General features: G+C 65.8%; 23 protein-coding genes. 9 read left to right on the top strand and 14 right to left on the bottom strand.

Annotated features, from left to right (window positions below; genetic code table 11):
- Positions 1–72: 72 nt before the first annotated feature.
- The 3 genes from BMZ21_RS04860 to BMZ21_RS04850 all read right to left on the bottom strand — a co-directional run bounded on the left by BMZ21_RS04860 (position 73) and on the right by BMZ21_RS04850 (position 5,565).
- Positions 73–708, bottom strand: a complete 636-nt coding sequence (locus BMZ21_RS04860) for a helix-turn-helix domain-containing protein (RefSeq protein WP_167561524.1) — start codon at positions 706–708, stop codon at positions 73–75.
- Between the two features lie 212 nt (positions 709–920).
- Positions 921–3,476 (bottom strand): methyl-accepting chemotaxis protein, encoded by a 2,556-nt coding sequence (locus tag BMZ21_RS04855; RefSeq protein ID WP_091830232.1) that lies wholly within the window; start codon positions 3,474–3,476, stop codon positions 921–923.
- A gap of 817 nt (positions 3,477–4,293) precedes the next feature.
- Positions 4,294–5,565 carry a GNAT family N-acetyltransferase gene (locus tag BMZ21_RS04850; RefSeq protein ID WP_167561523.1) on the bottom strand — a complete coding sequence of 424 codons (1,272 nt, stop codon included), beginning with the start codon at positions 5,563–5,565 and terminating at the stop codon, positions 4,294–4,296.
- A gap of 274 nt (positions 5,566–5,839) precedes the next feature.
- Here BMZ21_RS04850 and BMZ21_RS04845 point away from each other — a divergent pair, with 274 nt between their 5' ends.
- Positions 5,840–6,901, top strand: a complete 1,062-nt coding sequence (locus BMZ21_RS04845; RefSeq protein ID WP_208862215.1) for an ATP-grasp domain-containing protein — start codon at positions 5,840–5,842, stop codon at positions 6,899–6,901.
- 406 nt (positions 6,902–7,307) lie between these two features.
- A complete protein-coding gene (locus BMZ21_RS04840; protein ID WP_167561522.1) occupies positions 7,308–8,078 on the top strand; it encodes a DUF3108 domain-containing protein in 771 nt (256 codons plus the stop codon).
- Between the two features lie 97 nt (positions 8,079–8,175).
- On the opposite strand, the gene BMZ21_RS04835 is transcribed toward BMZ21_RS04840, so the two are convergent.
- From BMZ21_RS04835 to BMZ21_RS04810, 6 genes are all read right to left on the bottom strand, one after another.
- On the bottom strand, positions 8,176–8,610 hold the full coding sequence (locus BMZ21_RS04835) for an FAD-binding oxidoreductase (RefSeq protein WP_143079649.1): 435 nt from the start codon (positions 8,608–8,610) through the stop codon (positions 8,176–8,178).
- Positions 8,607–9,560, bottom strand: a complete 954-nt coding sequence (locus BMZ21_RS04830; RefSeq protein WP_091830223.1) for an amidohydrolase family protein — start codon at positions 9,558–9,560, stop codon at positions 8,607–8,609. The genes BMZ21_RS04835 and BMZ21_RS04830 overlap by 4 nt, the downstream gene beginning before the upstream one ends.
- A complete protein-coding gene (locus tag BMZ21_RS04825) occupies positions 9,553–10,836 on the bottom strand; it encodes an MFS transporter (protein WP_244543692.1) in 1,284 nt (427 codons plus the stop codon). The genes BMZ21_RS04830 and BMZ21_RS04825 overlap by 8 nt, the downstream gene beginning before the upstream one ends.
- Before the next feature lie 133 nt (positions 10,837–10,969).
- Positions 10,970–11,869 carry a helix-turn-helix domain-containing protein gene (locus BMZ21_RS04820; protein WP_091830221.1) on the bottom strand — a complete coding sequence of 300 codons (900 nt, stop codon included), beginning with the start codon at positions 11,867–11,869 and terminating at the stop codon, positions 10,970–10,972.
- A 291-nt stretch (positions 11,870–12,160) separates the two neighbouring features.
- On the bottom strand, positions 12,161–13,579 hold the full coding sequence (locus BMZ21_RS04815) for a bifunctional serine/threonine-protein kinase/universal stress protein (protein ID WP_091830219.1): 1,419 nt from the start codon (positions 13,577–13,579) through the stop codon (positions 12,161–12,163).
- A gap of 8 nt (positions 13,580–13,587) precedes the next feature.
- Positions 13,588–14,328, bottom strand: a complete 741-nt coding sequence (locus BMZ21_RS04810; protein ID WP_091830217.1) for a metallophosphoesterase family protein — start codon at positions 14,326–14,328, stop codon at positions 13,588–13,590.
- A gap of 295 nt (positions 14,329–14,623) precedes the next feature.
- Between BMZ21_RS04810 and BMZ21_RS04805 the strand changes: the two genes are divergently transcribed.
- Positions 14,624–15,418 (top strand): phytanoyl-CoA dioxygenase family protein, encoded by a 795-nt coding sequence (locus BMZ21_RS04805; protein WP_091830215.1) that lies wholly within the window; start codon positions 14,624–14,626, stop codon positions 15,416–15,418.
- Between the two features lie 115 nt (positions 15,419–15,533).
- A complete protein-coding gene (locus tag BMZ21_RS04800; RefSeq protein ID WP_244543715.1) occupies positions 15,534–17,123 on the top strand; it encodes a CYTH and CHAD domain-containing protein in 1,590 nt (529 codons plus the stop codon).
- Between the two features lie 53 nt (positions 17,124–17,176).
- Here the strand turns inward: BMZ21_RS04800 and BMZ21_RS04795 are convergent, their stop codons facing one another.
- Both BMZ21_RS04795 and BMZ21_RS04790 read right to left on the bottom strand, forming a co-directional pair.
- Positions 17,177–17,551 (bottom strand): hypothetical protein, encoded by a 375-nt coding sequence (locus tag BMZ21_RS04795; protein WP_091830211.1) that lies wholly within the window; start codon positions 17,549–17,551, stop codon positions 17,177–17,179.
- A 133-nt stretch (positions 17,552–17,684) separates the two neighbouring features.
- Positions 17,685–18,923, bottom strand: coding sequence for an aspartate kinase (locus tag BMZ21_RS04790; RefSeq protein WP_091830209.1), 1,239 nt, complete (start codon positions 18,921–18,923; stop codon positions 17,685–17,687).
- A 149-nt stretch (positions 18,924–19,072) separates the two neighbouring features.
- Between BMZ21_RS04790 and ubiG the strand changes: the two genes are divergently transcribed.
- Entirely contained in the window at positions 19,073–19,825 is a 753-nt protein-coding gene (gene ubiG / locus BMZ21_RS04785; RefSeq protein ID WP_091830207.1) for a bifunctional 2-polyprenyl-6-hydroxyphenol methylase/3-demethylubiquinol 3-O-methyltransferase UbiG, read from the top strand.
- Between the two features lie 6 nt (positions 19,826–19,831).
- On the opposite strand, the gene BMZ21_RS04780 is transcribed toward ubiG, so the two are convergent.
- Positions 19,832–20,194: a DUF4180 domain-containing protein gene (locus tag BMZ21_RS04780; protein ID WP_091830206.1), complete on the bottom strand. Its 363-nt coding sequence runs from the start codon at positions 20,192–20,194 to the stop codon at positions 19,832–19,834.
- Between the two features lie 175 nt (positions 20,195–20,369).
- On the opposite strand from BMZ21_RS04780, the gene ccrA reads away from it, so the two are divergent.
- The gene (ccrA, locus tag BMZ21_RS04775) at positions 20,370–21,644 is read left to right on the top strand and encodes a crotonyl-CoA carboxylase/reductase (RefSeq protein WP_091830204.1); all 1,275 of its coding nucleotides are present in this window, start codon (positions 20,370–20,372) and stop codon (positions 21,642–21,644) included.
- On the opposite strand, the gene BMZ21_RS04770 is transcribed toward ccrA, so the two are convergent.
- On the bottom strand, positions 21,611–22,846 hold the full coding sequence (locus tag BMZ21_RS04770; RefSeq protein WP_091830201.1) for an acyltransferase family protein: 1,236 nt from the start codon (positions 22,844–22,846) through the stop codon (positions 21,611–21,613). The two genes, ccrA and BMZ21_RS04770, sit on opposite strands and share 34 nt — an antisense overlap.
- Here BMZ21_RS04770 and BMZ21_RS04765 point away from each other — a divergent pair.
- Positions 22,845–23,798 carry a LytTR family DNA-binding domain-containing protein gene (locus tag BMZ21_RS04765; RefSeq protein WP_091830199.1) on the top strand — a complete coding sequence of 318 codons (954 nt, stop codon included), beginning with the start codon at positions 22,845–22,847 and terminating at the stop codon, positions 23,796–23,798. The two genes, BMZ21_RS04770 and BMZ21_RS04765, sit on opposite strands and share 2 nt — an antisense overlap.
- A 22-nt stretch (positions 23,799–23,820) precedes the next feature.
- On the opposite strand, the gene BMZ21_RS04760 is transcribed toward BMZ21_RS04765, so the two are convergent.
- On the bottom strand, positions 23,821–24,678 hold the full coding sequence (locus tag BMZ21_RS04760; RefSeq protein ID WP_091830197.1) for a YihY/virulence factor BrkB family protein: 858 nt from the start codon (positions 24,676–24,678) through the stop codon (positions 23,821–23,823).
- Between the two features lie 164 nt (positions 24,679–24,842).
- Between BMZ21_RS04760 and BMZ21_RS04755 the strand changes: the two genes are divergently transcribed.
- Complete coding sequence (locus BMZ21_RS04755) at positions 24,843–25,727, top strand: DMT family transporter (RefSeq protein ID WP_091830195.1); 885 nt, start codon at positions 24,843–24,845, stop codon at positions 25,725–25,727.
- 100 nt (positions 25,728–25,827) lie between these two features.
- A complete protein-coding gene (locus tag BMZ21_RS04750) occupies positions 25,828–26,595 on the top strand; it encodes a fumarylacetoacetate hydrolase family protein (protein WP_091830193.1) in 768 nt (255 codons plus the stop codon).
- Positions 26,596–26,668 lie beyond the last annotated feature (73 nt).

Genomic DNA, 26,668 nt, shown 5'->3' with positions numbered 1-26,668 from the left:
TGGTAGAGGCTTTGGGACTGCGATTGATGCAGTGCGGCGAACATCGTTCGCGGGTCCTCAATTGCATCCCGGCTAATTTAAATCTCCGGCGAGGGCGCGCAGTTTCGCGAGGTCGATGATCTTCATGGTCTTACCGGTGACCTCGACGCCATGCTCGCGCAGCACATTGAAGAGCCGCGACAAGTTAGCAGGTGACATGCCGAGCTCCAATGCCAGAGATCGCTTCGAGAAGTCGATCTGGACCGTGAAACTATCGTTCGGTTTCATGGCGGACAGGATCCATTGCCCCAGACGCTCCTCCGCTGTGCGAAGCTTGTGGTCCAATAGACGATCGATCATCAACATGCTGACACGCGAGGCGTGGACGAGTGCGGCATGGCAGACTGCCTGATCGTCTTGGAGCGCTTGCAGGAAGGCGCTCGTTTCGATGGCGATCGTCTCGCAATGCTCTCTCGTCACGATGGCCACCACTGTCGGGTGATTATGGATCGCGGTCGCCACCTCAAAAACCATGGGAGCGCTTGCTGTAGCGACCACGGTTTCAGCTGCATTGAGCCTAGCCCAACCCTCGACCGATCCGGAGCGCAGGCAATAAATGTAGCTCGGTGGCTGGCCGACTTTGTTGATCGCTATTCCTGCCGAGAAAGATTGGAAGATGCAGTGGGGCACCAATGCACGTAAAGTGCTTTCTTTAGCGTCCGCGAACATCGGAAACGTTCGCAAGACTGGGATGATTGCTTCAGGCATAGAGTGCAGGACCACATCTTAGTCGATGTTGCCGGGCGATACCGTGCCCGGCAATGCGAGTCTCACGACGATAGAGGGTCCATGCCAGAATGAACAGTCAGTTTGATATTGGTGAAGGAGGCGGCGTGATCCCATCAATGCGCTACGCTTGCATGGCGCTTGTGTTAGGGGAGTCACACCACTCGTTGCAGTTGGCGGACTGGCATGGTCGTCACCGATTGCGCTTGTTTGGGGGAGGCAGGTGCCTGGGCGATACGAAACCCAGCCACGAGTTGGCGCAATTGGGCCGTTTGTCCTGATAGTTCCGTCGCGGCAGCCAGGCTTTCTTCGGCGAGCGCCGCGTTCCGTTGTGTCGTACTGTCGATGTGCTCCATCGTCTGGCTTACTTCATGGATTCCGGTTGCCTGCTCGGCGCTTGCGTCCGCAATGGATGCAACCAAATCCGCGAGTGTGCTGGACGCCTTCATGATATCGTCGAGTGCGCCTCCTGCGGCCTTGACGAGTTGCACTCCTTCACTGACTTCGCGGCCCGATGCATTGAGAAGTGCGCCTATGTCCTTTGCGGCGGCGCTGGAACGCTGGGCCAAACTACGTACTTCCGACGCCACGACGGCGAACCCGCGGCCGGCATCCCCAGCTCGAGCGGCCTCGACCGCTGCATTCAAGGCTAGCAGATTGGTCTGGAAGGCGATTTGGTCTATCACCGCGGTGATGTCGGTAATCCGCCCAGACGTGGCTTCGATCTGACCGATCGCGTTGACTGCATCCTCCGCAATCGACCATCCGTTCCGCGCCAGATCCATCGCTTCCCTAGCGCGTGCAGCAGCATGGTGGGCAGCGGTAGAACTGGTCTTGACCGAGGCCGTCAGTTCCTCCGTCGTCGCAGCCGTTTCCACCAGGGCGGCCGCCTGCTCTTCGGTTCGTGCAGCCAATTCGTTGGCGCCGTTACGGATCTCGTCGGCAGCCTGGGCGACTCCGTTCGCATTGACCTGGATGGCTGCGATAATGGTAGCTAGTCGCTGCACCGTGTCGTTGATCGCGCATTTCAACGTGCCGAAGACACCCGCGTATTCCCCCGCGACCGGCTGTGTCAGTTCGCCCCTTGCCATTGCGGAAAGCGCGCTTGCGAAGTCGGCTGTTGCGGAATTGATCATGGCTGCGATCGAGTTGAGACCCTGGGCGATCTCGAGGGCGGCCCCGCTCTTGCCATCGAGACTCAATGTCAGGCCGAAATGACCGGTTGCGGCGGCTGCGACGAGCTCCGCTATCTCCCGCTCGGCCTCAAGGTTCGCAGTGATGTCATACCAGATGAGTGTATGCCCGATGACCTGCCCGACATTGTCGCGGATATATGTCATGTCGACATGGATGGAGCGGCCGCCCACCGAATAGCTGACCTTCCGCACTTCTTGCGTCTCCGTGAGCAATCGGCGCGTCAAGTTGCCGTTCGCACGGAAGCTATCGATGTGGCGACCGATGAGCCCATCGATCGCAAAAGTGGGGTCCGCCGCTCGGAATTCGGGTTCCAACTCGCTCAGCAGGGTTCGCAAACCACGACTCATGAATGCCACATGCTCGTCGACATCCGTGATCATCACGTTGATTCCCGATGTCTCGATGGCCGCCTTGGTCAGCGCACTGTGCGCTCCCATCTCCTTGAAGCGATAAAGCGCGCGCGCGATCTCGCCGAGTTCGTTCCGACGCTCAGTATGCGGCACCTGAAGCTGGAAGTCGCCGATCTCGAAGCGTCCGATCGTGAGGATCAAGTCTTTTACAGGCTGGTTGATCGAACGAATAATGACGACCACGCTGAGTAGAGTTAGCAATAGAAAGCCAGCCTCGATGCCGAGTTTCTTCGCCCGGTCCGACTGTAGGCCGTCAAGACGCTTTTGTAGCAAGCGATTAAGTTCAGAAGCCGTGCCATCGGCAAAGAAACGACTTGTTGCGATAAGGCGCTCGGCGCCCGCGGCTGTCTCTGCTGCTTTTGCCTGTCGAGTCGACGCCACGGGCGCGCTGATCACGCCGTCGGCTGCGGAGGTTATTATGCGGGCAATTTCCTCCAACGATCGCAGCGAGGGAGTCAGGTTCGTGCGCAGCTCTCCGTCAGCGTTTCCCTCGAAACCGTTCGACAACGAGGTCCGCACGGCCTCTGCGGCCCGCTCGAAGCGAGAGATGGAACTGACGAACTCTGCAAATGGCAATAGCCCTACGTCGCCCGTCTTGGCGAAGCTCGCGGTTCTCTCGCGAACGGCGGCTGCAGCCGCGATAAGCTCCGGCCAACGTGTGACAAGAGTATCCATCGCATAGTAGCTGTCCAAATCTGGGTCCAGCGTCAGATTCGAGCCGTCAGCGATTTTCGTGAACACTGCCGCGCCAGCGTCGATTGCGGTCAGTTTGTCGCTGCTACGCATCGCAGCGAAGAAGACTGCGCTGGCGGCGCCCGACTTGAGCTCTGCGTCAAGTTCGGCTGCGGCGCGCTGCGCTTCGGCCAAGCTTTCCGGACCGTAAGGCGACGAATAGACTGAATCGCTCAAGTTTAACAGGGGTATCAGGGTCTTGATATAGCGAAGACCCTGCATCTCCTTCTGAACGAACGTGATGTCCTTGTTGGCGTTAGTGACGTAGAGATATGTCATCAGTCCAAACGGCCCGAGGACGGTACACAGCATCAAGATGATCTGATGGCTGAGTCGCAGATGGGAAAACTGCCAACGGGTGCGTGTCGTCATGGGTGCCCACTCAGGCGCTGATCCGCGCTCATGGTTGAATGCGAAGGGGCATTCTCATTCAGTCTCGCAATAAAATATTTCAAAAAAGTCAATTTCAAATTCAATTTATGAAATTCAAAATTCAACTAGATATATTTATTGATAGTGTATTGTATATTGTTGGTTGCGATATTGCGCGCTGGCCCGCTTCTCGACTGGGCAGTCAGGATTCGCTCGTGCAGGCCGATTCCTTGATTGTTGGCAGTCCGCCAGCTCGTGGACTATCTGCTCGAACGAGTGACAAGCGCGGTATCTATAGCGCTCCTTCACCCGAGGCCTGACTACGCCCTGGTCGCCAAACGCGCTCCGTCTGTTCTTATTGCGCTGCTAGATTCCAGTTGGCGCGAGGGCGCGCAAGTTCACCTCGTCCGGCGTGTCTCTGGAGCAGTGCTGGCTTGAAGAACAGATGACGCCCAGCGGCGTGTCGTTGAAGAATCCGTCAGCACCGAGCCGCACACCACCCGACCCGCAACACGTCGCGCCTTCGTCCATGGCGGGGCTCTTATCGTCCGCGCTACAACGGCTCATCGCCTCGGCGCTGTAACGCCGGGCGGTCACGCGGAGGGAAGGGGACCAGCCGGTCCTGTGCGGGATGATGCGGATGCTCGGGCGCGACTTCGACAGCGACGACGCGTAGCGGCTGCGAGGCTGTGCAGTTGCTCCGGCGACGGCGACCTTGCGCGGGGAGGGGGCAGCCGGCATCGCATCGAGACAGGGCCGTTTTCAGCCGAAGGCCGCGCTATCGCCATGTCGCGAAACTGCCTCAGCCAAGGCGTGGTCAGCGTCCTGAGCGCAAGCGACGCCAAGATGCGCGCACCGTATCGCGCGCGGCCTTCAGCCATTCTCGCCCGCGGCGATACGCGAGTTCGACGATCATGAAGAGCGTGCCCGGCACCGAGCCGCCGCGGCGGGCGTCGATGACGATGTCGACCAGGTCGAGCCGCTCTGGCCAGATCGTGGCGTGAAAGGACGTCTCCGAGCCGTTGCAGCTGTCGAAATCGGCCAGTGCGGGATCGGACGTGAACGTCGCCGTCACCCGTTCCGAGAGCTGGCGCCCGGGGCCGAGGCTGGCGAAGGCCTCGTCATAGGCCATCTTCCAGCCGAAGGCGCGCGAGCCGGAGCGGAGCCAGATCGAGAAGGCGATCCAGCGCTCGCCCTGCCGCAAGCCTTCGATGCTCGCGCATCCGGCGCGCACCAGGCCCTCGATCATCTCGGCCGCGAACGGCTCCAGCGCCGGATCGAGCCGGATCGCCCAGCCCTTGCACTCCCGCTTGCCCTTCCAGCCGTCGGCCTCGATCTGGAGGAAGGCCCGGAGCGCGTCCCTGATCTCCGGCCCGCGCGTCAGGGTGACAGGCAGGATGCCGGACTCCGCCATTCGCCGGCTTCTCCGGCGGAAGCTCTGCTTCTGCTTCGCGGAGGCCTCCGGATGCCTCGGGAACTCCGCCTCGGTTCCGCGCGTCAGGACGGCTCGCCGTCGCCGCCCCACGACCACGGCGCGGGACCGGCGCCGGGCGAGAACCTCGCGCAGGCACGGCAGCAAGCGCTCGTCCGCATTCAGATCGGATGCGACGATGATCCCGGGAAGGTTCGGCTGGTCGGCGATGGCGTCCAGCAGCTTGTCGAGCACGTCCGGCACCAGGCCGGCGTCGACGACCGGCGTGCCCGAGAAGACGAGCCGGTTCAACGCCGTATCGAGAACCCTGAAGAAGCCGCGCCGCTCTGTGAACTCGCCCAGAAGCCAGGCGCCGACGAGAATCCGACCGAGCCCGGATACCCGCCAGGCCAGCGCGACGACGACAGGCCGTCCAGCCTGCCGTTCGGCGGCGAGCGCAACCGCCGGGTGCATGTAGACGTTCGGAATCAGGGCGCGACGGACAAGATCGTCCCAGTCATCCTGATAGCGCGCGAAATCCGAGGCAGTGACGATCTCCGATTCAAGCCTCTCGGCCTGGCCGAGTGGCTGCGCGGGATACGCTCGGACGGCCCCGGAGGAGCGCGGCAGGCGAGAGGGCAGGTCGCCGCGCCACGCCGTGCCCGACTGCCTGTTCATTGCGTTGATAGGATCGGCCTCGTCCACCTGCGACCCCAAGGACCGAATGCGCTGCCTCATGATCTACGAAGGCCTCGCGCCTTCCAGAGATCAATCGGCTTAACACCATTGGTTCGTGGGCAGATCGGTTGCGGGAGGGGAGCAGGCAGGCGAATATGAGGAAATCCGATAATCGGAAAAAGAAATTTCAGATGTGCCTCATCCTCATTTGGCGCCCGCAGCGGGAAGTCGAGCAATGAGCGGTCGCGCAATCCTTCTGGCAGACAGATTTCGGATGGAATACAGGATACTGAAAGCAGTATCCTCGTATTTCGACGATATTCATATCATCGGGACTGGCGATGGGTCCTGGCTCAGGCATTCTCGTCACTGTCGGGCCTTCCATGATCTAGGAAAACCGTTCGCGCTTGCTGGTCCTGGTGAGGCGTCTACGATAGACAGCTACGCAAAAGATCATCAGATTTCCTGTATCCTTCCGACCTGTGGGCACACGACCCGCTTTCTGGCAGCCTATCCGGACAGCTTCGAGACGCCTTGCTTCCCTGTTCCTGCTGGGCAGGCGTTCGATCTGCTGAACAACAAGCTCACCTTTTATCAGCTCTGCCGTGATCTCGACCTGCCCGTGCCCGGCACGAGAATCTTCGAGACCTGGTCCGAGCTGCGCGCCGCCGCCGCCACGGGCGCACTGATCTACCCCTTCATCGTCAAGCCGACGAACCTCGATGGCGGATGGGGCGTGCGCCGGATCAACGGCCCGGAGGATCTGCTCGGGCGGATCGACTACAGTCCGATCCTGGCACAGGATTTCATTCCAGGCCGTGATCTCTGCGTCTTCTATCTGTGCGAGCGCGGCGAGATCACGGGTCAAGTCGCCTACACCTTTGCGCGCCATGGCATCCGTTTCGTTCGACGCCCCAATGTCAATGCTTTCAGCCGGGTCGTCGCCGCCCATCTCAAGCTCGATGGGGTGATCGGGTTCGACCTGCGAGAACGAGCCGATGGTCAGGTCTTCTTCATCGAGAGCAATCCGCGCTTCTGGTTCCGAATGGATGTCATGACGCTCGCGGGCCTGGATTTCATCCGGGCGGCCTTGACGAAGGAAGCCCTGGGAAAGGGGCCGCCGGACGGGCTGGAGCTGAGAAATCGTGGCCGCCTCTTCAAGGCGGCCGTGCTGCCCTGGCGGCTGAACTGGCTGGAGCGGCGCGTTATCCGTGAACTTGCGCGCGATCCGGTGCTGCCGCTTCTCGAAATGCTGGGCAGAACGAAACCCGCCGGCCCGCCTTTGCCGCGGGATCAGACCATCGTCACGATCCCGGCGAACGTCACGCCCTACTGACCGGAAGCCGCGGCTGGAACGGTGCTCACGACTTAGCCCTGGAAGGGGTTGAATTGGCCGCGCCGGGCTGTCGGTGAAGGCCAGCGCGCATCCCTGCAGAACCCGTCGGCCCTGAGGCCCTGCATCGCCTGAGCCGAAACCGTGGGCCGTCGCGCCTTTGTGCATGGCTGGTCTCTCGTCCCTCACGCTACAACGGCACATCGCCTCGGCTCTGTCATGCTGGGCGGCCACGCGGAGGGAAGGGGACCTGCCGGTCCTGTGCGGGATGAGGCGGATGCTCGGGTGCGGCTTCGACAGTGACGACGCGCAGCGGCTGCGAGGCTGCTCAGCCTCTTTGGCGAGGGCGATGAAGTCCGAGCGCGGCGGGAGGGCAGCCGGCGTTACATCGAGACAGGCCAGGGCCCTCGTGGCAGGGGCCCTGATCGCCGGGGCGCTCGGCTGCGCTGCTCCCTCGGCCGCCTCGGCGCGCGAGCTGCGCCTTCGCTACGATGTGACGGTGCTGGGCGGGGTCACGCTGGGCGAGATCGAGGTCACCTCGCTGCTCGACCGCGCCGGCTATCGTATCGAGATCCGCACGCGCCCCTACCGGGCGGCCCAGCTCGTCGGGGCGGCCGAGCAATCCGGCAAGGTCGAAGGCCGCTGGGGCCGCGGCGGTCCCGAGCCGCGGCTCTACCAGGCGAACGGCTCATGGCGCGGCCGGGCCTATGTCAGCGAGATGCACTATCCGCGCAGCGTGCCGACGATCCGGCGGCTGGAGCCGTCGAACGAGGATCGCGAGGCTGTCCCGCCCGAGCTGATCCGCGGCACAGTCGACTCGCTCTCCGGCCTCGCCGGGATGCTCAAGAAGGTGGCGGAGAGCGAAAGCTGCGACGGCTCGACGGCGATCTATGACGGCCGCCGCCGCTCGCTCGCGGTCATGACCTCCTCGGCCAGGGTGCAGGTCAGCAACCATGGGCCACTGGACGGCCGCGGGCTGCGCTGCGACTTCACCGTCCGGACCATCGCCGGCTTCCGGCATGACGATGATCGCGAGGCGGCGATGCGGCCTCTGAAGGGCTCGGTCCTGCTCGCGCTGCGCGAGGGCGGCGAGTTCCCCGTGCCGGTGCGCTTCGAGGTCGAGACGCGCTGGTTCGGCACGGTCGCGGTCCAGCTCGCCGCGCCTCCTGCCGAATTCTAGAGCACTTTCGAGCGAAGTCGTACCGGTTCGCGTGAAGAAAATGCGATAAAACAATAGCTTATGGAAATTCCACGAGTCGAGGAATTGCGGAATTGCTCTAGCCCTGGATCTTGCCCGGGTTGATGATGGCGTGCGGGTCCGGCGCTTGCTTGATCGTTTGCATCAGCTCGAGCTGTGCGGGCTGCTTGTACGTCATGGTCATGCCGATGAGATCGACGGAACGGATCGCGTTCATCCGCGACAGATTGAGCACGATCTGCGCCCGCCCGGCGATCGGCACGGCACCGCCCGCCAGGCTGGTGTTGCCGCATTGCGGCAAGATGGCGATGCTCCGTTGGGCGCAGAGCCGGACCATGGCCGCGACCTGATCGGCGGTCTTCGGGCGCGCCACGGCGAGCGCGGGGGCGCCGAACTCGCTACGCCGGTCGACACAATAGGACGCCATGGCCTGATTCGAGGCGAGCCCGGCATCGCCCAGAAGCCGATGCAGGGCCGTCTGCACCTCCTCAGTGGCGCGCGAATCGCCGGTCATGAGGGCTGCCGTCCCGGTTCCGTCGCCGCAGGGGGCGAAGAGGCCGTCGTCAGGCCCGCGGGCGCAAAGCCGTAGAGGCGGTGCGCATTGTCAGTGAGCACCCGAGCGCGAGCTACCGGATCGGGCACCCAGTCGGCGAGCAGATCGAGCAGGTCGCCGACATTCATCATGTGCTGCCAATGCGCGACATGCGGCCAGTCGGAGCCCCAGACGCAGCGCTCCGGCGCCGCCTCGTGAAGCAGGCGGGCGAAGGGCACGGTGTCGGCATAGGGCGGGCCCCCGACCGAGTTGCGATAGGCGCCCGAGAGCTTGACCCAGGCACCATCGCGAACGAGCGAGACGAGGGCCTGAAAGCCCGGGTCGGCGATCCCGCGGGAGGTCGGGAAATGCCCCCAATGATCGACGACGAAGGGCACGGGCAGCTTGCCCAATCTCGGGCTCAGGTCCGGAAGGTCCTTCGCGTCGACGAGGAATTGCAGGTGCCAGCCCATCTCCCGGGCGAGCGCCGCGTACTGATCCAGCTGATCGAAGCCGACGCCGCCGCCATAAAGGACGTTCAGGCGCAAGCCGACGACGCCGGCCGCCTTGAGCGCAGCGAGCTCCCTGTCGGGCAGGCCGAGAGGGATGACGGCGATGCCGCGCAGCCGATCGCGGTTCGCCGTCAGGGTCTCGACCATCAGGCTGTTGTCCGTGCCGTGCACGCTGACCTGAACCAGGACGCCATGGCTCATGCCGGTCGCGTCCAGCATCGCCAGATAGCTCTCCGGAGTCGCCGGGGGAGGGGTGTAGCTGCGTCCACTCACCAAGGGATGGGCCGGCGGCGCCGCGATGACGTGCGCGTGGGTATCGACCGCGCCTTGCGGCACGACGAAGCGCGTCGGCCGGTGCGGATGAGGATCGGGCCCAGGGCAAGCCGGGGCCCGATCCGTCGAGGGAGGCTGTTCACGCATCGGCTTGCAACACCTTGCCGCGCGTCTCCGGCAGCGCATAGGCGGCCAGGAAGAACAGGACGTAGGCGATGAGCGCGAACAGGCAGATGGCGTTGGCGAGCGAGGTCATCTGCGAGAGATAGCCCACCAGGAAGGGAAAGAGAGCCCCGACGCCTCGGCCGAAATTATAGCAGAAGCCTTGGCCGGAGCCTCGCAGCCTGGTCGGATAGAGCTCCGTCAGGAAGGCGCCCATGCCCGAGAAATAGCCAGAGGCGAAGAAGCCGAGCGGGAAACCGAGAACCCAGAGCAGCTCGTTCGACAGCTGAAGCTGCGTATAGGCCAGGACCACCACCATCGCTCCGAGCGAAAAGGTCAGGAACAGGTTGCGGCGGCCGTATTTGTCGGCGAACCAGGCGCCGACCAGGTAGCCCACGAACGAACCGATGATCAGCGCCGCGAGATAGCCGGTGGAGCTCACGATCGAGAGCTTGCGCTCGGTCGTCAGGAAGCGCGGGACCCAGAAGGTGATCGCGTAATATCCGCCCTGGCAGCCGGTCGCGACCAGCGAGGCGAGGATGGTCGTCTTGAGAATCGGGCCTTTGAAGATCTCGAGGATCGAAGGCCTGTCGCCGGAGGCTGCCCCCTTGGCGCGCGTCTCGACCGAGACCTCCGGCTCCTTCACATAGGCGCGCAGATACAGGACCAGCAGCGCCGGTAGTGCGCCGATCGCGAACATCCAGCGCCAGGCCTGCTCCGCCGGCAGCAGCGAGAACAGTGCCGCCTGCGCCAGCACGGCGAGCCCCCAGCCGACAGCCCAGCCGGACTGGACCGAGCCGACCGCACGTCCCCGGTACTGCGCCCGGATTGTTTCGCCCATCAGCACGGCGCCGGCGGCCCATTCGCCACCGAAGCCGAGCCCTAGCAGGGCACGGAAGACGAGCAACTGGTCGAAGTTTTGGGCGAAGGCGCACAGCAGCGAGAAGAAGGAAAACCAGACGATGGTGAGTTGCAGCGTGCGCACGCGGCCGATCCGGTCGGCGAGATAGCCGGCGCCCCATCCACCGACCGCCGAGGCGAGCAATGTCACGGTGCCTGCGAGACCGGCGGTCCCCGCATCGACCTTCCACAGCGTGATGATCGTCCCGATCACCAGCGGGTAGATCATGAAATCCATGCCGTCGAGCGCCCACCCCGTCGCGCAGGCCCAGAAGGTGCGCTTTTCGGGGACGGTCATGTCCTTGTAGAAGCCGGTCAGACTCGTGTCTTCGATCGGCGTGACTGTACTTGAGGATGTCACTGGTCGTTACCTCCCACGCTTCGCCTTCGATGGGCGATAGGTTCGTCAGGAGAGGTCTCTCAAAACCTTCGGGTCGGTCTGCCGGAAAATTCTCCGGCGCCGGCTCGAATGCCGGAATTTTGTCGAAAAATGCTCAACGCCCGCCTATCTGGCGCCGATAGAGTGCCGGGCTCGCGCCGGTCACCGCCCGAAAGGCGACACCGAAATGCGATTGTGACGAGAAGCCGACCGCCAGGGCGATGTCGACGATCGGCAGGTCGGAGGTCGCCAGTAATTGTTTCGCCGCGCCGACGCGCTCCTCGATCACGAAACGATGGGGCGTGAGACCCGTCGAGCGCTTGAAACTCCGGATAAAGCTGGAGGGACTCATGCCGGCGACCTTCGCCATGGCCGCCAAGGTGACGGGAGCGCCGATATCGGCGCGCACGAACTCGGCGATGCGCCGGCGCATCGTTCCGTCCAGGGGCGGCATAGGCTCGGATTTCGGTGGGCCGGATATCGCGTAGCGATCCGACAGGTGCAGCGCGAGCGTGTAGGCGACCTGTTCGGCCAGCAGCGGATTGGGGCGATGACCGCTTGCGCTCGCCTCGACCAGGCGCTTCGCGGAAAACTCCAGCATCGGGTCTTCGGTGTCCCAGGCCCTGTCCATCAGGGCGATCGGCTCCGTCGATCCGCGCGCGGCGGCCACGTCCCGGAGCACGGTTTCGCCGAGATAGAGCAGCAGCAGCTTGCCCGAGCCGACATCGGGCACGGCATCCACAACCACGCTGCATCCCGGCTGGCCGATCCGAAATCGGCCAGCGCGCACCGGCGCGTCGCGCCGAACCCTGCCGTTCTCGATCAGCACGTGACGCCGTACATCATACAGCGTGATCGCGACCGTCGGGACCGGCAGTTGCCCGAATTCGTAGAGATGCGGACCGGTGACCTCGCTGACGGCCGCGGCAAAGCCCGTCGTCGCCCAGAGGTCGATGAGAGCCGACTGTCTGCGGCCCGTGACGAGTTCGGCGTGACGAAGCGGATTCAGCTGCATGAACGTAGGTCAGGCTGGATAACCAAAAGTCCTAGCACCGATCATAGAACGTCGCCACCGGCTGCGGGATTTCAGTCCAAAGCCGCGTTGGACGGGGCCAAGGTGCCGATTCTTCGCTCCGATCTACGGCGGACGTAGAGGCGGGCGACATGATCGCGTGCGATCCGCTCTCCATCGCGGGGCTCGAGATAGTCGTCGACGCTCTATCCGCGCCATCTCATGCGGCAGAGTGATGCTGAGAGATCGGGTCCTGCTCATGAGACCTCCGATCGGTTCTGATCCTGGTACGATTTAATCCTTCTCGGGATCTTTCTCGCTCGCCCCGCCTTTCACCCGCACCACCGAGACCGAGCAAAGCGCTTCCGCCACCACCTTGGTCGAGACGCTGCCGAGATGGCGGCGCACGGCCGAGGAGGAGCGCGCGCCCAGCACGATATGGTCGATGTCGTTGTGCCCGGCATAGCGCAGGATCGCATCGGCGGCGCTGACAGCCTCGATCACGTGATAGCTGACGCGGTCCTCCGGCAGGTGCAGCGGCCGGGCCCAGTCCTTCAGCGCTACCAGCCGGCCAATGTAGAGCGAGCGACCTTCCGCATCGACGGTCTTGGTCTCCCCGATGATCTCGGTCTTGAGCACCGTCAGGCAGGCGAGGGCGGAGTCTGGCCGGGCGGCCAAGAGCCGGCTCGTCTCGGCGAGGATCGCGGCGGCCAGCGCATCCAGCCCCTCCGAGAGATCGACGGCGGTCAGCACGATCGAGGGGCCGGCCTTGCGTCGCGCCACCGTCGGCGTGCCGGTGACCTCGGCTTCGTGGCGCTTCTGGAAGAGGTCGACCAGCCGCTTGGCGAGGCTGCGTTCCCCGGCGGTCGGGCGCCTGCGCGAGACGGTGACCTGCTCGGGGTGGCGCAGGTCGAAGGCGAGCCTGGTCGCATCGGCATAGCGCCTGCCGCGATCGACCTCGAGACAGCGTGCGATGATTGCCTCGAGCCAGGCCGGCGCCTGCGGATTGACCGCGCGCAAGGATTTGGGCGCATGATAGAGCCGCCGCTTCATGCCGGGCACGGTCTTGGGCCGGCCGAACGGCTCTTCGCCCGATGCCATCTGATAGAGCAGGCAGCCGAGCGCAAAGAGATCGCTCGCAGGGTCGGAGCGTTCGCCCAGCACCTGCTCCGGCGCGATATAGGCTGATGTCCCGATCGGCTCGGTGCTCTCCTCGCCGAGCAGGTCGGGCAATTCGGCATGGCGGGCGAGGCCGAAATCGAGGAGCACCGCGCCCTTGTCGGTCAGGATCACGTTCTCGGGCTTGAGATCGAGATGGACGACGTGCTGCCGGTGCAGATCGGCCAGCGCCGTCGCGATCGCGATGCCGATGCGCTGGATCTCCGGAAAGGGTAGGGGTGCCTGCCTGATGCGATCGGCCAGGGCTGTGCCGGCAACGAGACCCATGGCGATGAAGGGGATGCGGGAAAGATCGCCCGACGCGACGAAGCGCGGCACATGCGGGCCCGACAGGCGCTTGTGGATCAGCACCTCGGTCTCGTAGCCGACGATGGCAGAGACGTCGGCGCCGGGGTCGAGCACCGGAATCTTCACGACCAGCGGTCCGGGATGATCCGGATGGCTGGCGTGCCAGAGGCTTGCCATCCCGCCGGCCTTCAGCCGCTCGCCCAAGGTGAAGCCATCGATGACCGAGCCGGTGTGAGGCCGTTCCATCTTGCCCCCTATCTGCCGATCTGCAGGCGCAGGCCGAGCCAGTCGGGCAGGCCTGCCGCCCTGATCTTTCGCACGGTATCCTGCGTGTCGTAGGGCACGCGGACCATGGTGACCTCGCGCGCCTGCGTATCGAGCAGGGCAAAGCATGCCGTCGGGTCGCCGTCGCGCGGCTGGCCGACGGCGCCGACCACGACGACATGCCGGTGTACGGCCGAAAGCGGCGCCGGGACGTCGCGCAGGGGGATGAACGCCACCGGCTCGCGCCCGGCCCTCGCATAGAAGATCGTCGGCAGATGGGTGTGGCCGCAGACCACTGTTGCCGCGTCTGTCGCCGCCAGGCACGCTTCCGCGCTGCGGAGGTCGCGGACATAGTGCCAGGCGTCGGGGTCGCGGGCGCTGGCATGGACGAAGAGCACGCCGTCGAGCTTTGCCGTCAGCGGCAGGCTGTCGAGAAAGGCGCTTTGCCCTGCTGAGAGTTGCGCCCTGGTCCACAGCGCCGCCTCATGCGCATTCGGCGTCATGCCGGCGGGGCCGCGCACGGCGGCCTGGTCATGGTTGCCGCGGATGCAGATCGCGCCGGCGGTGACGAGTTCGCGTGCGATATCGACACAGAACCCCGGATCGGGGCCGTATCCGACGATATCGCCGAGCAGCACCAGCGTGTCCGGCGCGAGCCGGCGCACCGCTTGCAGCACCGCCTCGAACGCCTCGCGGTTGGCGTGGATGTCGGAGAGGATGGCGATCCGCATTCAGTATCCGGGCCCGAATCCGGGGATGCCATATCGTGGCAGGGCAGCTGCCGGCTTGGCCAGCGCGCCTTTCGGCTCAGACCGAGGCCCGCAGGGTTGATCGCCCCGGCGGCCGCTGCGATACTGCACGCATCATGATGATGTTTGCCGTCTTCGATCTCGTCTGACCTTCCTGCGGACCTGCAGCGCGTCTCGCGCTCGGCACCGCAAACGGATGCTGCGCATCCGAAGGTCCTTTGCCAGCCTGCCCGCGCGGCGGGCGTCTCGGCTGGCCGATATCGAAAGACATCCGTCAATGGTTCATCCTGAAACCGGCGCCCGCGTCCTCGACGCCGCGCAGATCGCCCATTTCGTCGAGCGCGGCTTCGTCCGGCTCGATCATGCCTTCCCGCCTGCGCTTGCCGATGAGGCTCGCGCCATCCTCTGGCGCGATCTCGCCTGCGATCCGCATGATCCGTCGAGCTGGACCGAGCCGGTGATCCGGCTCGGCATGTACAGCGCTGCGCCCTTCGTCGCGGCGGCGAACACGCCGTTGCTGCATGGCGCCTTCGACCAACTTGTCGGCGCAGGGCGCTGGCTGCCTTGTCGCGCCATGGGTACCTTTCCGGTGCGCTTTCCCTCAGCGGAGGACCCGGGCGATGCCGGCTGGCATGTCGATGTCAGCTTCGGCTTCGACGATCCCGATTTCATGAACTGGCGCGTCAATCTCGCCTCGAAGGGCAGGGCGCTGTTGATGCTTTTCCTGTTCTCCGATGTCGGCGAGCAGGATGCGCCGACGCGTATCAGGGCGGGCTCGCATCATCACATCGCCCGCCAGCTCGCGCCGGCGGGCGAGGCCGGCCTGTCGTTGCGCGAACTGGCCGCCGACGGCTTCACCGGCAGCGCCGGGTGCGAGGAGCTGCTGGCGACGGGGCAGGCCGGCACGGTCTATCTCTGCCATCCTTTCCTGGTGCATTCCGCTCAGCCGCATCGCGGCGAGACGCCGCGCTTCATGGCGCAGCCGCCGCTGTTGCCGCGTGAGCCGCTCCGTTTGGATCGGGAAGATGGCGCCTCTTCGCCCGTCGAGGCCGCGATCCGGCAAGGACTCTGACGCCTGCGCCACTTCGCCCGGGGCTCGGTCCTCGGGCGAAGTGGTGACAAGCTGCCGCCTGCGCAGCTAGTGTCGCGGCTCACGCACTGCCCGGTGGAGAGAAGCCTTGGACGCCGTGCCGAGAGACGATGCCGCCCAGCCCGAGGGTGTCGCAGCCTCCGAGCCGCAGACGCAGCCGCCGCGCGAGATCGAGCTGAAACTGGCCGCGTCGCCCGAGGCGCTGGAGGCGCTGCGCGGCGCCGATCTGATTGCGCGCCATGCCCGAAATCAGGGCGTCACCCGCCGGCTCGACGCGGTCTATTACGACACGCCAGACCGTCTGCTCGACCGCAACGGCCTGGCGCTGCGGGTGCGCCGCAGCGGCAAGCGCCATGTCCAGACGCTGAAGCGCTCGGGCTCGGGCGGCCCGCTGGCGCGTGACGAGTGGGAGGTCGCGCTGCCCGATGGCACGCTCGATCTTGCTCTGCTGCCGCTCGCCGAGATCGGCGAGCCGCTCGCCAGCCTGTCGGCCGGGCAGCTCGCGCCGGTCTTCGCCACGCGCGTCAGGCGACGCTTGCGCCGCCTCGACTATGCCGGCGCGCTGATCGAGATCGCCTTCGACGACGGCACGATCGAAGCCGGCGAGAAGACCCTGCAGGTCAGCGAGGTCGAACTCGAACTGAAGGAAGGCGAGGCGGCGGCGCTCTACGACCTCGGGCTCGCCATGCTGGACGTCGCCCCGTTGCAGCTCGCGACGCAAAGCAAGTCAGCGCGCGGTTACGGGCTCGCATTCGCGCGCCTGCCGCAGGCGGTGAAGGCCAGGCCGGTCGAGATCGGCGCGCACGACAATGCTGATGCGGCGATCGCCGCGATCCTCGCCAACACCTACAGGCAGCTTCTCGGCAATCTTGCGGCGGTGGCGACGCGCTCGGGGCCTGAGGGTGTCCACCAGATGCGGGTGTCGCTGCGCCGCCTGCGCTCGGCGCTGTCGGTGCTGAAGCGCGAGGTCGCTTCGCCTGCATTCGAGCCGGTCGGGCGGGAAGCGAAGCGCCTCGGCCATGTGCTGGGGCCGGCCCGCAACTGGGATGTCTTCATCACCCAGACCGTGCCGGATATCGAGGCCGACGGGCTCGACGATGCCGGGTTGTCGGCGCTGCGCAAGGCTGCGGAGCCATTCCAGACGAAAAGCTATGCCGATATCGCCAAGCGGATGGAGAACCCGCAGACCAGCCGGTTCCTGCTGTCCTTCGGCGCCCTGATCGAGCGCCGCGGCTGGCGCAGCGGCCTTCCCAGCGAGGCCATGGCGGTGCTCGCCGAGCCGGCCGATGATTTCGCCGGGCGGGTGCTGGCGCGCACGCATCGCCAGGCGCTGAAGCGTGGCCGCGGCTTCGGCAGCCTCCGGCCCGAGGGGCGTCACGAATTGCGGCTGGCCTTGAAGAAGCTCCGCTACACCGCGGAATTCTTCCCGCCGCTGCATGAAGGCCCGGCGGCGCGACGATACCTGGCTCGGTTGTCGCGCTTGCAGGAGGCGCTCGGCCTCGCCAACGACGCGGCGACGACGCAGCACCTCCTGGCCGAATTGCGCGATGGCAAGGCGCCGGGGCCGGAGCTGCATTTCGCCGCCGGCGCCATCCATGGCTGGCAATCCCGCCATACCATCGAAGCCGGCCGCAAGCTCAAGAAGCGCTGGCGGAGATTCGAGGCGGCGAACCCGTTCTGGACATAGTCCGTACCGGGCTCGCTACACGGTTCGCATCCAGCCGATCGGCTTCGGCCCGATCAGCTCGTCTTCCTGGTGACGATGGTCAGCTCGCCCTCGTTGCTCACCTGGGCCAGGACGACGTCGCGGGTCGAGAAGCCCTTGGCTTCGACGGCCGATTTGGCAGCCGGCGCCTTCTCGACGGCCTGACGCAGCGTCTCGAGCTCGGCCGCGGTGCGGGTCGCCACCAGCTGGTTGACCTGTGCCTTGCTCGCTTCGGGAAGCTCGTCGATCTCGACGACCTTGACCGAGGTGATCGTCGGGGCGCCTGCAGGAGCTTCCTGCGAGGAGGCGGGCGGTTTGGCCGAGGGGCGCTCCGTCGACGGCGCCTGGGCATAGGCGGCGCCGGCCAGGATCGTGGCGGCGCTCGCGGCAGCGATCGTGATCATACGCATGACATGTCCTTCCATCGGTTGCGGAAGGGCGATTGAACACCAGCGATGGGACGAGAGGCTGGAGGTGATCAGGTCATTTCGTGACCATCCGGCGGCGCGAACAGGGCGGCGCCGCCGGGAATTCGACCTGTGCTCAGGCGGCGTCGAGCCCGTAGAGCGAGTGCAGCGTGCGCACCGCCAGCTCGGTATAGGCGGCGTCGATCAGCACCGAGAACTTGATCTCGGAGGTGGTGATTGCGCGGATGTTGATGCCCTTCTCGGCCAGCGCCCGGAAGGCACGGGCCGCAACGCCGGCATGGCTGCGCATGCCGACGCCGATGGCCGAGATCTTCACCACGTCGGTCGCGCCCTGCAGCGCCTGATAGGCGATGTCGTTATGCCGATCTTCGAGCAGCTTGCGGGCGCGCTCGTAATCGGCGGTCGGTACGGTGAAGGTGATGTCGGTGGTCGCCTGGTCGTCGGAGACGACCTGGATGATCATGTCGACATTGATGTTGGCGTCGGCCAGCGGCCCGAAGATCGCCGCGGCGACGCCGGGCTTGTCGGCCACGCGCCGGAGCGTGATCTGGGCTTCGTCGCGCGAGAAGGCGATGCCGGTGACGATCTGCTGTTCCACGATGTCGTCCTCGTCGCAGATGAGGGTGCCTGGATTGGGGTTTTCGGGGTCGTCGAAGGAGGAGCGCACATAGGTCGGCACGCGTTGCACCATGGCGATCTCGACCGAGCGCACTTGCAGCACCTTCGAGCCGAGAGAGGCCATCTCCAACATCTCTTCGAACGAGACCTTGTCCATCCGTCTCGCCTTCGGGACGATGCGTGGATCGGTGGTATAGACGCCGTCGACATCGGTGTAGATGTCGCAGCGATCGGCCTTCAGGCCCGCGGCGAGCGCGACGGCGCTGGTGTCCGAGCCGCCGCGTCCGAGCGTGACGATGCGGTGGCTGCGCGGGTTGACGCCCTGGAAGCCGGAGCAGACCGCGATCTCGCGGTTCCGGTCGAAGCCGGCGAGGATGCCGGCGCCGTCGACGCCCTCGATGCGGGCCGAGCCATGCGCGTCCGAGCCGTAGAGCGGGATCTGCCAGCCCTGCCAGGAGCGGGCGGGCAGGCCCATCTCCTGCAGCACGATCGCCATAAGTCCGGAGGTGACCTGCTCGCCGGAGGCGACGACGGTGTCGTATTCGGCCTGGTCGTAGACGGAGGACGCTTCCTTGCACCAGGCGACGAGCTCATTGGTCTTGCCCGACATGGCCGAGACCACGACCGCGACCTGGTTGCCGGCGTCGAATTCGCGTTTGACGTGGCGGGCCGCGTTCTTGATGCGCTCGACAGTGGCGACCGATGTGCCGCCGAACTTCATCACCAGACGGGCCATGACGTCTAAAGGCTCTCTAATCTGCGCCCGGCCGGGCCGGGACGAAACGTCCCCTCGCACCTAGCGAAGGGCGGGTGTAGATGACGGGCAGCGCGGAAAGTGTCAATGCAGCCACGGCCCGCACGCGCATAAACGGGATATCAAAGGCGATGACCGCAACGGCACGCGAAGGCTCCACCATCGACCCGGCCGAGGTCGCGCGCTTCGACGCGCTGGCGAAGAGCTGGTGGGATCCGAAAGGGCCGATGGCGGTCCTGCACAAATTCAATCCCGTCAGGCTCGCCTTCATCCGCGACCTCGCCAGCGAGCGCTTCGATCGCGATCCCAAGTCGCTGCGCGCACTTGAAGGGCTGAGCGTCGTCGACATCGGCTGCGGCGGCGGCGTGCTGTCCGAGCCGATGGCGCGGCTCGGTGCGCAGGTGACCGGGCTCGATCCGGCCACGACCAACATCGCCGTAGCGCGGGCGCATGCGCAGAAGGCCGGCGTCGGCGTCGATTATCGCGAGGAGACGATCGAGGCGATCGTCGCCTCCGGCGCGCGCTTCGATATCGTGCTCGCCATGGAGGTCGTCGAGCACGTCGCCGATGTCGAGGCCTTCGTCGCCTCCTGCTGCGCGGCGGTGAAGCCGGGCGGACTGCTCGTCATGGCGACGCTCAACCGCACGCTGAAATCCTATGCGCTCGCCATCGTCGGCGCCGAGTACATCCTGCGCTGGCTGCCGCGCGGCACCCATGACTGGGAGAAGTTCGTGACGCCGGACGAGCTGGAAGCGGCGATCGAGACCGGGGGGCTCTCGGTCTTCGCCCGCGAGGGCGTCGCCTACAACCCGCTCGCCGATCGCTGGTCGCGCTCGCGCGATCTCGACGTCAACTACATGCTGGCGGCGAGCCGCCAGGCCTGATCGCCTTCAGGCTGCCAGCCTGGCGTCGAGCGCTGCGAGGTCCTCGACGAACCAGAGCGCCTGGCCCTGATTGCTCTCGTAGACGAGGTCGCGCAGCGCCTTGCTTTGTGAGCACTGAGCGCTGATGTCGCCGACGATCGCCAGGCGCATCCGGTAGTTGACGAATTTCTGCGCGACCTCGCCGGCGAGCCGCGTCGCGAGCTGGAAGAAAGCGGGATCGAGCCGCGCGACCGGGATCGCCACCATCGCCGCGTCAGCCGCCCAGGCGGCGCCGAGGAAGTCGTTGATGTCGCGCTCGGCGGCAAGTGGCGAGCCGTTTTCGGCGCAGATGAGCACGGTCGTGCCGTGAAGCTCTCGAATCATGTCCATACAGGTGGTATCGCCGTGGCCTCGCCAGAAGGCAAACGGCGGGGAACTTTCCGCATTTCCTCTTGTTTTTTGCGCTGCGGCATAATTCGATAGGCGTATGGCGCAGTGCAGCATTGACCTGCATGATGCCGGCAACGCCACCGGATCAGCGGCGTGGCGACAAGGGAGAGGTGAGATGGCACAGCTGCAACCCGTTGCGAAGCCCGCTTTGAAGGATCTCTACGAGCTTGGCGAATTGCCGCCGCTCGGCCATGTCCCAGCCAACATGTACGCCTGGACGATCCGCCGCGAGCGCCATGGTCCGCCGCAGGACAGCTTCAAGGTCGAGGTCGTGCCGACCTGGTCGATCGGCGAGGAAGAGGTGCTGCTCCTCGTGATGGCCGGCGGCGTTAACTATAACGGTATCTGGGCAGGCCTCGGCCAGCCGATCTCGCCCTTCGACGTCCACAAGGGCCAGCTGCACATCGCCGGTTCGGATGCGTCGGGCATCGTCTGGGCCGTCGGCTCCAAGGTGAAGCGCTGGAAGGTCGGCGACGAGGTCATCGTCCACTGCAACCAGGACGACGGCGACGACGAGGAGTGCAATGGCGGCGACCCGATGTTCTCCTCCTCCCAGCGCATCTGGGGCTACGAGACGCCGGACGGCTCCTTCGCCCAGTTCTGCCGGGTGCAGTCGCGCCAGCTGATGCTGAAGCCGAAGCACCTCTCCTGGGAGGAAGCGGCCTGCTACACGCTGACGCTCGCGACCGCCTATCGCATGCTCTTCGGCCACGCCCCGCACACGATCAAGCCAGGCGACAACGTCCTGATCTGGGGCGCCTCGGGCGGGCTCGGCGTCTTCGGCGTGCAGCTCTGCGCTGCGTCCGGCGCCAATGCGATCGGCGTCATCTCCGACGAGACCAAGCGCGACTATGTGCTGGGCCTCGGCGCCAAGGGCGTGATCAACCGCAAAGACTTCAACTGCTGGGGCCAGATGCCCACGGTCAACTCGCCCGAATACGACGCCTGGGTGAAGGAGGCCCGCAAGTTCGGCAAGGCGATCTGGGACATCACCGGCAAGAAGGACGTCGACATCGTCTTCGAGCATCCGGGCGAGGCGACCTTCCCGGTCTCCTGCCTCGTCGCCAAGCGCGGCGGCATGGTGGTGTTCTGCGCCGGCACCTCCGGCTTCAACATCACCTTCGACGCCCGCTATGTCTGGATGCGGCAGAAGCGCGTGCAGGGCTCGCATTTCGCCCATCTGAAGCAGGCTTCCGCCGCGAACCAGTTCGTCATCGACCGCCGCGTCGACCCCTGCATGTCCGAGGTCTTCCCCTGGGACAAGATTCCGCTCGCCCATCACAAGATGTGGAAGAACGAGCACGCGCCGGGCAATATGGCCGTGCTGGTCTATGCGCCGCGCACGGGCCTGCGCACCTATGAGGACGTCGCCGAGGCATTGGAGGGCTGAAGGCTAGAAGCGGGCAGGCGCCCGCGCTGGTCCGCTGCGATCCCGAACAGCGGCCGCAACCAGCCGACGCGCCGCGCAATCTCGTAGGTCGCGGCGCAACTCAGCGCCGTGATGGCGATGACCAGTGCCGCTTCCTGCCCGGCCGGCAGCGCGAGCGGCTTGAGCCAGTGCGCGGCGAGGATGATCGCGGTCTGGTGGACGATGTACCAGCAGAACACGGCCTCGACGAGGTAGCGCCGCACCGGCCCGTCGCGCCGCGAGAGGTGTCGGCGCGCGAAGCCGAGGATCGCGACGATCCAGCACCATTGATCGAGCCCATAGACGAACGGCCTGACCAGGCGTTGGAACTCGCCCTGCGGCTGCGCGCGCAGCCAGAGCGTGGCGAGGAAGGCCATGGCGGCGAGGGCGAGCGCCAGCCAGCGCAGCCGCTCGGTCCGCTCGGCCAGCGCTTGCGAGCGCGCGGCGAGGAAGCCGAACAGGAAGCAGAAGCCGTACAGGGCGTGCTGGTACCTGTCGCCGACGACGATGTAGGTGGGTGGCGCGGCCGGGAAGATCAGGAAGCGGTTGAGCCCGAGTAGCAGCGCCGGCGCTGTCAGCAGGAGCAGGCCGGGCAAGGCGCGCTCCAGAAGCGGCTCGGCGCGTGCAGCCAGAGTTGGGGCCAGCGCAAGCAGGCCGGCGAGCACCATCGTGTAAAGCCAGAGATAGGCGACAAACCAGAGGTGGTTCCACGTCGGCAGGATGATGCAGACCTGCCGGCCGTTCTCGATCCGGCAGAAGCTCTGGTCGAAGGCGAGATAGTGTCCGAACCAGAAGTCGAGATAGCCGCCGGAAAAGCCGAGCTTTTCGACGATCTCCGCCCAGGATTGCGGGGGCACCACCACCAGCATTCCGAAGGCGAGGGGGATCAGCAGCCGCGCCGAGCGGCGCCGCGCAAAGGCTCCGACCTCGTATTTGCCCAGCATGAACCGCGTCGCGGCGCCCGAGACCAGGAAGAGCAGCGCCATCCGCCACGGGTTGAGCAGCAGCATCAGCGGCTCGAGCTCGCGCAGACGGTCGGCGCTCTTCACATGGAAGTCCCATGACACATAGAGCATGCCGGTATGGTAGAGGATCAGCAGGCCGAAGGCGCCGATCCTGATCCAGTCGAGATCGAGTCGGCGCCCGGCGCTCTGTGGGGGCGAATGATCGGTTTGTGTCCGCATGGCGGCTGTTCCCTGCTCGCCCCGAGCAGGCCGGCATGCCAGCGCGCAGGTCGAGACGGTGCGGGACGAGCAGTCGATGCTGCGGGATGAAAGCCAGCGCGCTGGGACGAGCGGCGACGCGGTCGTGACGAATGGCAGCTCGGGTCGTCTCCGGTGCTGGCCGCCCTATCTGGCGATCGCGTTGGGCACCGCCCTGACCTGTCTGGTCAACGCGTTCTCGACCGCGCACGATCTCAGCCGCCTCGGCCGCGCCGTTCCGCTGTGGCAACCCCTGCTCTGGGAAATTTCGAGTGGCATCCTGGTCGTCGCGCTGGCGCCGCTCGTCCATCGGCTGGTGCTGGTCTCGCTCGCCTGGCCGCATCGGCCATGGCTCCTCGGGCCGCTGCACGCTACCGCGATCCTCGCGTTCTCGGCCGTGCATGTCTGCGGGATGGTTCTGCTGCGCAAGCTCGGCTATTGGGCCGCCGGCGCCGGCGACTACAATTTCGGCTTCTCCGGCGGCAACCTGTTCTACGAGCTGCGCAAGGATATTCTCGTCTACCTCTTGCTCGCGTCCCTCTTCTGGCTGAGCGAGCTCTGGGGGCGGCGCCCGCAGCCGCAAGCCGCGACCGTATTGGCCGGCGCCCCCTCTGGGTTCTGGCTGCGCGACGGCACGGTCGATCTGCGGCTCGAACCGGCGGAGATCATCGCCGTGGTCTCCGCCGGAAATTACGTCGAGTACTGCCTGGCGAGCGGCAAGCGCCACCTGATCCGCGCGACCCTGCAGGGTGAGGACCAGCGGCTGCGTCCGTTCGGTTTTTCCCGCATCCACCGAACAAGGCTGGTGAATACAGCCCGCATTCGGCGCATCGCCGGTAAGCCCTCCGGCGATTTCGACGTCGAGATGGATACAGGAGAGAGTTTCTCCGGCAGCCGCCGCTACCGTGAAGGCCTGGTCGCGCTGACGTCTTGATCCTTCCGCGGGTGGGAGGGGCTCATAGCCCGCTCAAGACGTCTCCGCTCGACTTCTCCGGTGCCCGGCGCAGTGCGATCGCGGCGTTGAGCTCGGCGCCATAAAGGAAGATCGCCGCCAGCCAATAGAGGAAGACCAGCGCGATCATCGCGGTGGCGAGGCCGGCATAGGTTGTGACGTAAGCGCCGGCGAACGAGTCGAGATACCAGCCGAAGCCGACACCGCCGATCAGCCAGACCACCAGCGTCATCAATATGCCCGGCCACATCGCCCGGATATGCGGAGCGCGGGCCGGCAGCAGCTTGTGAGCGACACTGAGCGCCAGCACGACGAGCACGGTCGCCCCGGCGATTCGCAAGAAGGCGAGCAGGAAGCCGAGCGGGGCAAGCGCCGGCGCGAAGCCGACGATGCCGCGCCAGATCAGCGGGCCGAGCACGACCAGCAGCGAGAAGGCGAGCATGAAGACCGCGCCGCCGACGACATAGACGATCGATTCCAGCCGGGTGCGCCACCAGCTGCGCCATTCATAGGCCTCGTAGGCGCGGTTGAGCCCGATCCTGACCGCCTCGACCCCGGACGAGGAGAAGTAGAGCGCCAGGATCGCGCCGAGCGTCAGCGCATCCTTGCGCACCGCTGTCAGCACGGAGCGGACCTCTCGCGTGATCGGCTCTGCCACCTCGCGCGGCCAGGCTTCCAGCAGCAATTGCGCGGCTTCGTCGGCGGCAGCCTGCGAGCCGAAGAAGCCGCCGAGTGCGGTGACGAGGATCAGGAACGGAAACAGCGACATCAGCACCGAGAGCGCGATGTGGCTGGCGATCGCCCAGCCGTCATGGGCGATGAAGCGCTCGAAGGCGAGGGCGGGGACTGAGCGCAGCGACATGCGGGTCTCGGGCGGGGCAGCGCGGTGATTGTCGCTGGTTCGGGGCTGCTGGCAAGACGGGAGCATGCGCAAGACGAAGAGCGCGAGAGACATGGCCTCACCGCGTCCGCATACGGCGACAACTGCCGCTATCGGGCCTATCAGGCGCCTAGAAGGCTGCCGCCATGTTCGATTCCTCGCTCTTCCTGCGCCTGTCGCCGGCTCTGTTCGTCTTCCTCTGGTCGAGCGGCTGGATCGTCGCGGGCTATTCGGCCCGCTATTCCGATGCGCTGACCTTCCTCTCGGTCCGCTTCGGCTGTGCCGGCCTGGCGCTCGCCGTGTTCGCCGTCGCCCTCGGCGCGCCCTGGCCGAAGACGCGACGCGCCCTTTTCGATTGCGTCGTCGCCGGCATCCTGCTGCACGCCGTTTATCTGGGCGGCGTCTGGTGGGCAGTGCGCCATGGCTTGCCGGCCGGCGTCTCCGGCCTGATCGCCGGCTTGCAACCGGTCCTGACCGCATTGTTCGCGCCCTTGATCATGCGCGAGAGCATCTCGCCGATCCGTTGGCTCGGCATCGTCTTCGGCTTCGTCGGCGTCGCGCTGGTGCTGGAGCCGAAGCTTGTCGGCGTCGCGCCGGAGGCGCTTTCAGCCATTGCGCTGCCGGTGATCGTCAACATCGTCGGCATGTTCGCCGTCACCTTCGGCTCGTTCTGGCAGAAGGCCCGCATCGTCGAGGGCGACCTGCGCACGGTGACCGCGGTGCAGTACATCTCCGCCTTCCTGTTCACGCTGCCCTTCGCCTTCCTGCTCGAGCCGATGCGGATCGAGTGGAACCTGACCATGGGGCTGGTGCTGGCCTGGTCGGTGCTGGCGCTCTCGCTCGGCGGGATCGGGCTCTATCTCGTGATGATCCGCCGTGGCCAGGTCTCGCGCATCGCGACCTTCCTCTACCTCGTGCCGCCCGCGGTGGCGGTGGAGGCCTGGATCCTCTTCGGCGAGACGCTGAGCCTGGTCCAGCTCGTCGGCATGGCGGTCGCGGTGCTCGGCGTCGTGCTCGCCAGCCGCAAATAGCTGTTGAGCGATCTCCGGGTTCCCGCAAGCCGGTCGATGCTGTAGCCAGAGAGCATGAGCCGGCAGGAACCTGCTTGCTGGCGACAGGGACGAGACGACCATGGCTGTGACGACCGATAATCTTGCTGGCGCCTTCATCGCCGCCCGTCGCGGCCACAAGCTGGTCGACATCGCGACCTTGCCGGTCCCCGCCGATGTCGATGCCGGCTTCGCCGCTCAGGCCGAGGTCAACAAGGGCATGGGCTATCCGCTCGCCGGCTGGAAGGTCTCGCTCGGCGAGGGCGGCCGGCCGATGGCCGGACTGATGCAGGGCCCCTATCTCAAATCCGGCGACACCTATCGCGGCGTGCACGGCGCCGAATTGCGCGTCGAGATCGAGCTCGCCATCCGTCTCGGCCGCGACATGCCGCTGCGCCCCGGACAGCCCTATACCCGCGAGGAGCTGATCGACCATTGCGACGCCGCGCTCGTCGGCATCGAGATCGTCGAGAGCCGCATCGCCGACTGGACCAATGTGCCGTTCCCGCTCTGGCTGGCCGACGCGATGGGCCATGGCGGCTATCTGCTCGGCCCCGAGGTTCCCTTCAGCATCTTCGACGACGTCCCGGCGCTGACCTGCACGGTCGAGCTCGACGGCGACGTGCTCTATGACCGCCAGGCCCTGCATGCCAATGGCGATCCGCTGGTCACCGCGCTCGCCTGGGCGAATCGTTCGGTCGAGGGGCCGCTCGGCCCGCTCAAGGCCGGCCAGATCATCACCACCGGCAGCCTGTGCGGCGGCGTCCTCGCGCCGACGGTCGGCCCGGTCGTGGCCCGGCTCGACCCGGTCACCGCGATCTCCTTTGCGCTGGCCGAGCAGGGCGACTGAAAGGGCCGCGATTCCGGCCATTCGACAATGTCCGGATGGCCAACGATTCGTTCAGGTTTTCGGTTGACGGTAG

Source organism: Allobosea lupini, from assembly GCF_900109525.1.
Classification (GTDB): domain Bacteria; phylum Pseudomonadota; class Alphaproteobacteria; order Rhizobiales; family Beijerinckiaceae; genus Allobosea; species Allobosea lupini.
Note: the sequence above shows the minus strand (reverse complement) of the source record. Positions and strands in the feature narration are given on the sequence as shown.

Coding starts and splice junctions, on each gene's coding strand:
- BMZ21_RS04860 (WP_167561524.1), bottom strand. CDS start 708: ATGTTCGCGGACGCTAAAGAAAGCACTTTACGTGCATTGGTGCCCCAC.
- BMZ21_RS04855 (WP_091830232.1), bottom strand. CDS start 3,476: ATGACGACACGCACCCGTTGGCAGTTTTCCCATCTGCGACTCAGCCAT.
- BMZ21_RS04850 (WP_167561523.1), bottom strand. CDS start 5,565: ATGAACAGGCAGTCGGGCACGGCGTGGCGCGGCGACCTGCCCTCTCGC.
- BMZ21_RS04845 (WP_208862215.1), top strand. CDS start 5,840: ATGGAATACAGGATACTGAAAGCAGTATCCTCGTATTTCGACGATATT.
- BMZ21_RS04835 (WP_143079649.1), bottom strand. CDS start 8,610: ATGACCGGCGATTCGCGCGCCACTGAGGAGGTGCAGACGGCCCTGCAT.
- BMZ21_RS04830 (WP_091830223.1), bottom strand. CDS start 9,560: ATGCGTGAACAGCCTCCCTCGACGGATCGGGCCCCGGCTTGCCCTGGG.
- BMZ21_RS04820 (WP_091830221.1), bottom strand. CDS start 11,869: ATGCAGCTGAATCCGCTTCGTCACGCCGAACTCGTCACGGGCCGCAGA.
- BMZ21_RS04815 (WP_091830219.1), bottom strand. CDS start 13,579: ATGGAACGGCCTCACACCGGCTCGGTCATCGATGGCTTCACCTTGGGC.
- BMZ21_RS04810 (WP_091830217.1), bottom strand. CDS start 14,328: ATGCGGATCGCCATCCTCTCCGACATCCACGCCAACCGCGAGGCGTTC.
- BMZ21_RS04805 (WP_091830215.1), top strand. CDS start 14,624: ATGGTTCATCCTGAAACCGGCGCCCGCGTCCTCGACGCCGCGCAGATC.
- BMZ21_RS04795 (WP_091830211.1), bottom strand. CDS start 17,551: ATGCGTATGATCACGATCGCTGCCGCGAGCGCCGCCACGATCCTGGCC.
- BMZ21_RS04790 (WP_091830209.1), bottom strand. CDS start 18,923: ATGGCCCGTCTGGTGATGAAGTTCGGCGGCACATCGGTCGCCACTGTC.
- ubiG (WP_091830207.1), top strand. CDS start 19,073: ATGACCGCAACGGCACGCGAAGGCTCCACCATCGACCCGGCCGAGGTC.
- BMZ21_RS04780 (WP_091830206.1), bottom strand. CDS start 20,194: ATGGACATGATTCGAGAGCTTCACGGCACGACCGTGCTCATCTGCGCC.
- ccrA (WP_091830204.1), top strand. CDS start 20,370: ATGGCACAGCTGCAACCCGTTGCGAAGCCCGCTTTGAAGGATCTCTAC.
- BMZ21_RS04765 (WP_091830199.1), top strand. CDS start 22,845: ATGGCGGCTGTTCCCTGCTCGCCCCGAGCAGGCCGGCATGCCAGCGCG.
- BMZ21_RS04770 (WP_091830201.1), bottom strand. CDS start 22,846: ATGCGGACACAAACCGATCATTCGCCCCCACAGAGCGCCGGGCGCCGA.
- BMZ21_RS04760 (WP_091830197.1), bottom strand. CDS start 24,678: ATGTCGCTGCGCTCAGTCCCCGCCCTCGCCTTCGAGCGCTTCATCGCC.
- BMZ21_RS04755 (WP_091830195.1), top strand. CDS start 24,843: ATGTTCGATTCCTCGCTCTTCCTGCGCCTGTCGCCGGCTCTGTTCGTC.
- BMZ21_RS04750 (WP_091830193.1), top strand. CDS start 25,828: ATGGCTGTGACGACCGATAATCTTGCTGGCGCCTTCATCGCCGCCCGT.